We start from the raw sequence: 5,098 nt of genomic DNA on the forward strand, positions 1-5,098 counted from the left end.
ACTAGGAGAAAAAAATACTGGTCTTACCTCCCATCTTCAACATCATTATGGATTATGCGATCGCCTCCTAATTTTGCTATTTAAATTTTCTGGTTGATCAACAACATCAAAATCAGGGTTGAAAATTATTCTCTATGAAGATATTGTTTCCCCTAGGAGAAACCGGCATTGTACCGGTTTTTCTTCCTCCAGCCAGAATTAATGGTTAAGCCTTTTTTGTTTTTAGTACCGTCCAGCAAATACCAGAAGACAGCAATGTACTAGCACAAATAATCAACATCACAACTGGAAGTGCATCACTTAAGTTGAAGTTCATGGTGAATTATCTCAATGTCCTATATTTATGTTCTCCATTCTGTGATGCACTTCTTCCAGAGAAAAATGTGTGATCTGGCTCACTAGCAAACTGAGATCTGCATCACTAATGAACTGGGATCATCGTTGCTGAGCGAAAAAGGAAAGGATACAAGCCCCCAAATTTATTTGTGGAAAAATTAGAAATAATTGTGCCGCGATACATAAGCACTCTTTCTCAATAATTCCTTTCTTGATGCAGTCACTCATGGGGGAGATCCCTTTTCTGCTCGCTGCTCTCTACATTCATGTACGAGGTTTCTCCCCTGCTCCCTAATCCCCTGGCTCTTTCTGGCTAGTTATTTCTTTCCCTAGCTAACTTCCCAAGCACTGCTCAAATGCCATTAACCCATCTGAATATCTATTACAATTAAAACAAAATTCATAATAATCATGAGACGAAAGCCTCCCAGTAGATCTACTAGTCCCTATAAATCATCCCCTAGTTCTCAATCTCCGGTATTTAATTTGACTACCATCGCTATTTTAGCGGGGGTATTTATTTTAGGTATAGGAATTGGTATTGCTTTTAGCTCCAATACCACTTTTTCGCCATCAAATGTGGCTTCCCGCGAATACATTGATACTAAAGCACCCAATCCTGAGATATGCGTACAATATGGAGCCAGTGCAGTAGTAATGGATACAAGATTATTTCTTACTTTCAACCCATTTAATGTTTATGTATCTCAATCAAGTATGCGTCCTGGGTGCGTTTTACGTACTAATAATTGGCAGATACTAGAAAATAAGAAGTTAGTAACATCAACTCAGGTGAGAGATTGTAAGAACCGTCTTAATACCTTTGGATTTACAGGAAATTTGGATAGCAAGGATGTGAATATTAGTTGTGTTTATCAAAATGATGCTGCTAAAAATATATTTAGTACTCCTGAAGGTGCAGTAGCTCCACCAACTGAAACAGAAAGATTCTAAGTGAGAAAGAAAGAGTTTTGAAAGCTTCGTGAGTAATTTTAGACTTCAAAACTCTGTTATTTTTAATTAATTGAATAATTTTGCTCAAGCATATTTATTGACCTGGTTGAGGTATAGGTTGACCATAAGGTAGTACCTGAAAATTGGAATTATTTTGTTGATAGTTAGGTAAATTTGGTACAGGAAAATTAGTTTGTGGCGCAGGGGTAGTGTTTCTCACAAAACTAGGTTGATTGTTAAATGTAGCTGGAGGAAGAACAGAGTTAGAGTTCAAAGGCTGGGGTTTATTGCTGCTATTTAGAGGCGGTACAATCACCCGAGGTTGAATTTGAGTATTGATTGGTACAGAGAAGTTGTTAGTAGTTGTATCATTGTTAAAGTTACTAGGGATGGTATTATTGCCCGGTAATTGAGGGAATAAAGGAGCTTGCTGATTGTTATTAAAGTTTCCAGGGATATTATTGTTGCCGGGTAACTGAGGGAATAAAGGGGCTTGCTGATTGTTATTAAAGTTCCCAGGGATATTATTTGTTTGAGAATAATTTGCGTAAGCAAGATTATTAATGGGAGTTAATAACCAACGGCTGGGATTCTGCCAAGAAATAGGTTGTAATTGTACTTGATTCGCATCTAATACAGTTCCGGGTGCTAAATCTAGAACAATGCGAGTAACATCTGCATTTAATTGGGAAATACGAATACTTTGAACTGCACCAGAAAAATTCTGTTTGGTATTGACATAGCCTAATTTAGTATTAGGTAAATCGACAACTATGCGGTCTGGTTGGCGTAAAGAGAAATGTCGGGGTTGGGTTGACCCTGAGAGAGTAAATTCCAGTTGTAATGTTTGTGGAGAAAAGCGCCAATCGTCTAATCTAGCTCTGGGTGAGGCTGCAAATAAACCAGAAATAATAGATAATTGTGTTAAGACTACAGTGCTGGTACAAGCGAAACCAAACAAGCTTATGCCAAGGAAATAATTTTTAATTTTTGTTCCTTGTTCATGATCATTATCCTTATTAATATGGTATGCAGTAATTTCCTGATTGTTGTATGTTTAACAACAGGGTATATGTTTTATCACGGTTGAGCAACTTTTTTTATTTAATCTTTGAGGAAATAATATAGCTACACCCCAAATCCTTGATTGGATTATGACAATGGTTGTTATACCAATTCAAATAATGTTTGCGACAGATAAATTATTCGTAGTAGGGGTTTAACAATTTTAAACCTCTACCCATGTGTCGCATTCTTTTTTCAAATTGGTATTAGTCCAACTATTTATTAAGTTTTGCAAAAGTGAGATGCTCTCGTTTTACGATTCTTTTTACGAGCAGCATCTCGTATATGTTGGTTGATTAAATAACCAAAACCCACTCTTTCTAAACGGTTAACAAATTCTTCACGAGTATTACCTAACGTGGTAGCTGTAGTATCAAGATTCCAATTATGTGCAGATAACTGGCTGAGTAAATACACTCGCTTGGTTTGTTTCGCAGATAGGCGGTAAGTTTTTAGATATTCTAAATCACCATTGTTACGGATAATTACCTCACCAATATGATTTTCCTGCTTGGGGTCTAAATCAGTGATAAATCGTTGCAGAACGAATGGTCTAGTGGTATATAAAATCTTTGACTGTAGCCTACGTTTCAGTAATCCCTCTGTCATGAAACCTTGAAATGAAGACCAATCAGCACGGATTTTTCCTATGGCTTTTCTCAATGCGGTTAAATTATTAACCTGGGATTCATCTACAGATATATCCATAGGGAAAGTGGTATGGCAAAGTAAGCCATATTCATACAGTAGTTCACCATAGAAGTCTTCTAGCAAACTAGTATGCAATAATCGATAATCTTCTGGTGTGGGAGTCACAAAGGCTGATGCTAAGGCTTCAGCAATGAATACCAATACCCCCACCTGTTGGGGATGAATTTCAAATACTCGTAAAGCCTCTTCTAACCCAGCAATGTATCTTCCAGGGATGCTGGTTTCGTAGCGACAACCAAGACCATGAGATAAGGCATACTTAGAATACTCGCTCCAAGCAATATCTGGACCAGAAAAAAATAGGGAGAGAAAACCTTCCATTGCTAAATGTAAGGGTAAAAACCGTAGCTGATTTTTAGATTCGCGTTTTGTCATACGATGCATTAACCGCACCTTTGCACAGCCGCAATTTAGGCTTTTTCCATCACCCTTTATCATCTGTCCACCGTAAGCTGCTACTGGACTACCATCATCAGTCCAAGACATGACTAAGCCGTGGGGAATATAAGAAAAATATTTCATCCCCGGTGCTTCGATTTTCCCTTCTAAGGAAACTATGGTCATGTCTTGTTCGTAGTTACGTTGCATCAGTCGCAAGTCACCTCGTACTTGACGACGTAGTAAGGGAACAATGCGAACTGCACCACAGACTTGGGAAGGAGCTATTTCTAAGCCTTGGAGGGATATGTCCGTGAGTAAGTGCTTTTTTTGTGCCATATCTGTTGAGAAGGAGTGATATCATGTCCGGTTAAAGACTTATGGTGAAGACTGCAAGAGGGCAGGGTGCAGGGGGCAGGGTGCAGGGGAGAAAGAGTTTTAATATGTTTGCACCACGATCCGAATAATCAGTAATCTCCCGAACTTGATATGAGGGAATGAAGCAGGAGATAAAATACTTATTACTTATTACTTATTACTTATTACTTATTAATTCTTTGACTCTCTGGGCTAAATAAGCTTCTAATTCCCCAAGAGATGCGGAACCATCTGCAAAGCGAGCAAATCCTAGCATTGTGGGTAAGTCTTCTGCATCCCTTAATCCAACTGTGGGGACGTAAGAACTTAAGGTTTTGAGAGTAAAGTCATCAGAGTTGAATACAGGGTTGCAGTGAACAATCCCTGTTCTGCGCCAAGGATCTATTTGATGACGATAAATACGCAATACCTCTGCTGCACCATTAGGAGGGTCATTTTCCCAGCCATCAGAAATAATTACTACTAAATCTGCATCCCATTCCAAACCATCTAACAAAGGAGTTGCTAAGTCTGTTTGTCCGTAAGGGCGTACCAACATGAGATTATGGATGGGTACTGTCCAGAATGCTTGGTATTCCCTCGATGCTGCTTGCAGTAAATAATGAGTAGCTAAAGCTATACCCAATGGACGACGACGTTTTTCACTGGAGCCAGAGCTAGAGTAGCTACAATCCAATACTGCTGCTACCTTTCCTAGTTTGAGTGGTGCTTTTTTTAGTGCTAATTGGGCAGATTTCTCTAAGGCTTGATGTAAGATATCCTGTTCTTTTTCCCTAGTTTCCAAGGGTAAGGAAAGGATATACAAAGCCAGTTTGGTTAAAGGTAATTTTGCCAAATTGAGATTAATGTCAACCTTAGTACGCTCTGCTACGCCCTGAAAACGTAACTTTTCCCCCAGAGTCATCTGTCCTTGGATGCGAGAGAGAAATATATCCCGTTTAATTTTGTGTTTTACCGCTAAACCTTCAGCAACGGTAAATGGTAATTTATACACCGCTTCTGCACTGTAATATGCTTGGCGGTAATTCTCGAATATTTCTGTTTTGTAATGCTTTTGCTGCCATTTACGAAAGAGGAAAGTACTTAGCTCTCCTTGTAACTTTAAATGCGCATGGGTTGCGATCGCTCTTACCTTGGAGCGATACTTGACTGCATCAAAATTCAAATCCCGGCGTTGTTGCAAGTAATCCCGAGCAATGGCTCTAGCACGACGGTTGTTAATCCTTTGTTTTCGCAGTTCTTGTAATACTTTCCAAGCCCGTTGTGTTGGTAAGTT

General features: G+C 39.0%; 4 protein-coding genes. 1 reads left to right on the plus strand and 3 read right to left on the minus strand.

From position 1 onward, the window contains the following. Nucleotides 1–747 precede the first annotated feature (747 nt). Complete coding sequence (locus CALSC_RS06115; RefSeq protein WP_088240507.1) at nucleotides 748–1,290, plus strand: DUF3172 domain-containing protein; 543 nt, start codon at nucleotides 748–750, stop codon at nucleotides 1,288–1,290. A gap of 94 nt (nucleotides 1,291–1,384) precedes the next feature. Here CALSC_RS06115 and CALSC_RS06120 read toward each other — a convergent pair whose 3' ends face one another. The 3 genes from CALSC_RS06120 to CALSC_RS06130 form a co-directional block, all read right to left on the minus strand. Further along, nucleotides 1,385–2,251, minus strand: a complete 867-nt coding sequence (locus tag CALSC_RS06120; protein ID WP_235006698.1) for an AMIN domain-containing protein — start codon at nucleotides 2,249–2,251, stop codon at nucleotides 1,385–1,387. A gap of 326 nt (nucleotides 2,252–2,577) precedes the next feature. After that, nucleotides 2,578–3,783, minus strand: coding sequence for an ARPP-2 domain-containing protein (locus CALSC_RS06125; protein WP_088240509.1), 1,206 nt, complete (start codon nucleotides 3,781–3,783; stop codon nucleotides 2,578–2,580). Between the two features lie 196 nt (nucleotides 3,784–3,979). After that, nucleotides 3,980–5,098, minus strand: a 1,119-nt coding sequence (locus tag CALSC_RS06130; protein ID WP_088240510.1) for a hypothetical protein, incomplete at its 5' end; no start/stop codon positions are given.

The sequence above is a fragment of the Calothrix rhizosoleniae SC01 genome (assembly GCF_900185595.1).
Lineage (GTDB): Bacteria > Cyanobacteriota > Cyanobacteriia > Cyanobacteriales > Nostocaceae > Calothrix_A > Calothrix_A rhizosoleniae.

Excerpts from the sequence above, each read along its gene's own strand:
- CALSC_RS06115 (WP_088240507.1), top strand. The coding sequence starts at position 748 with ATGAGACGAAAGCCTCCCAGTAGATCTACTAGTCCCTATAAATCATCC.
- CALSC_RS06125 (WP_088240509.1), bottom strand. The coding sequence starts at position 3,783 with ATGGCACAAAAAAAGCACTTACTCACGGACATATCCCTCCAAGGCTTA.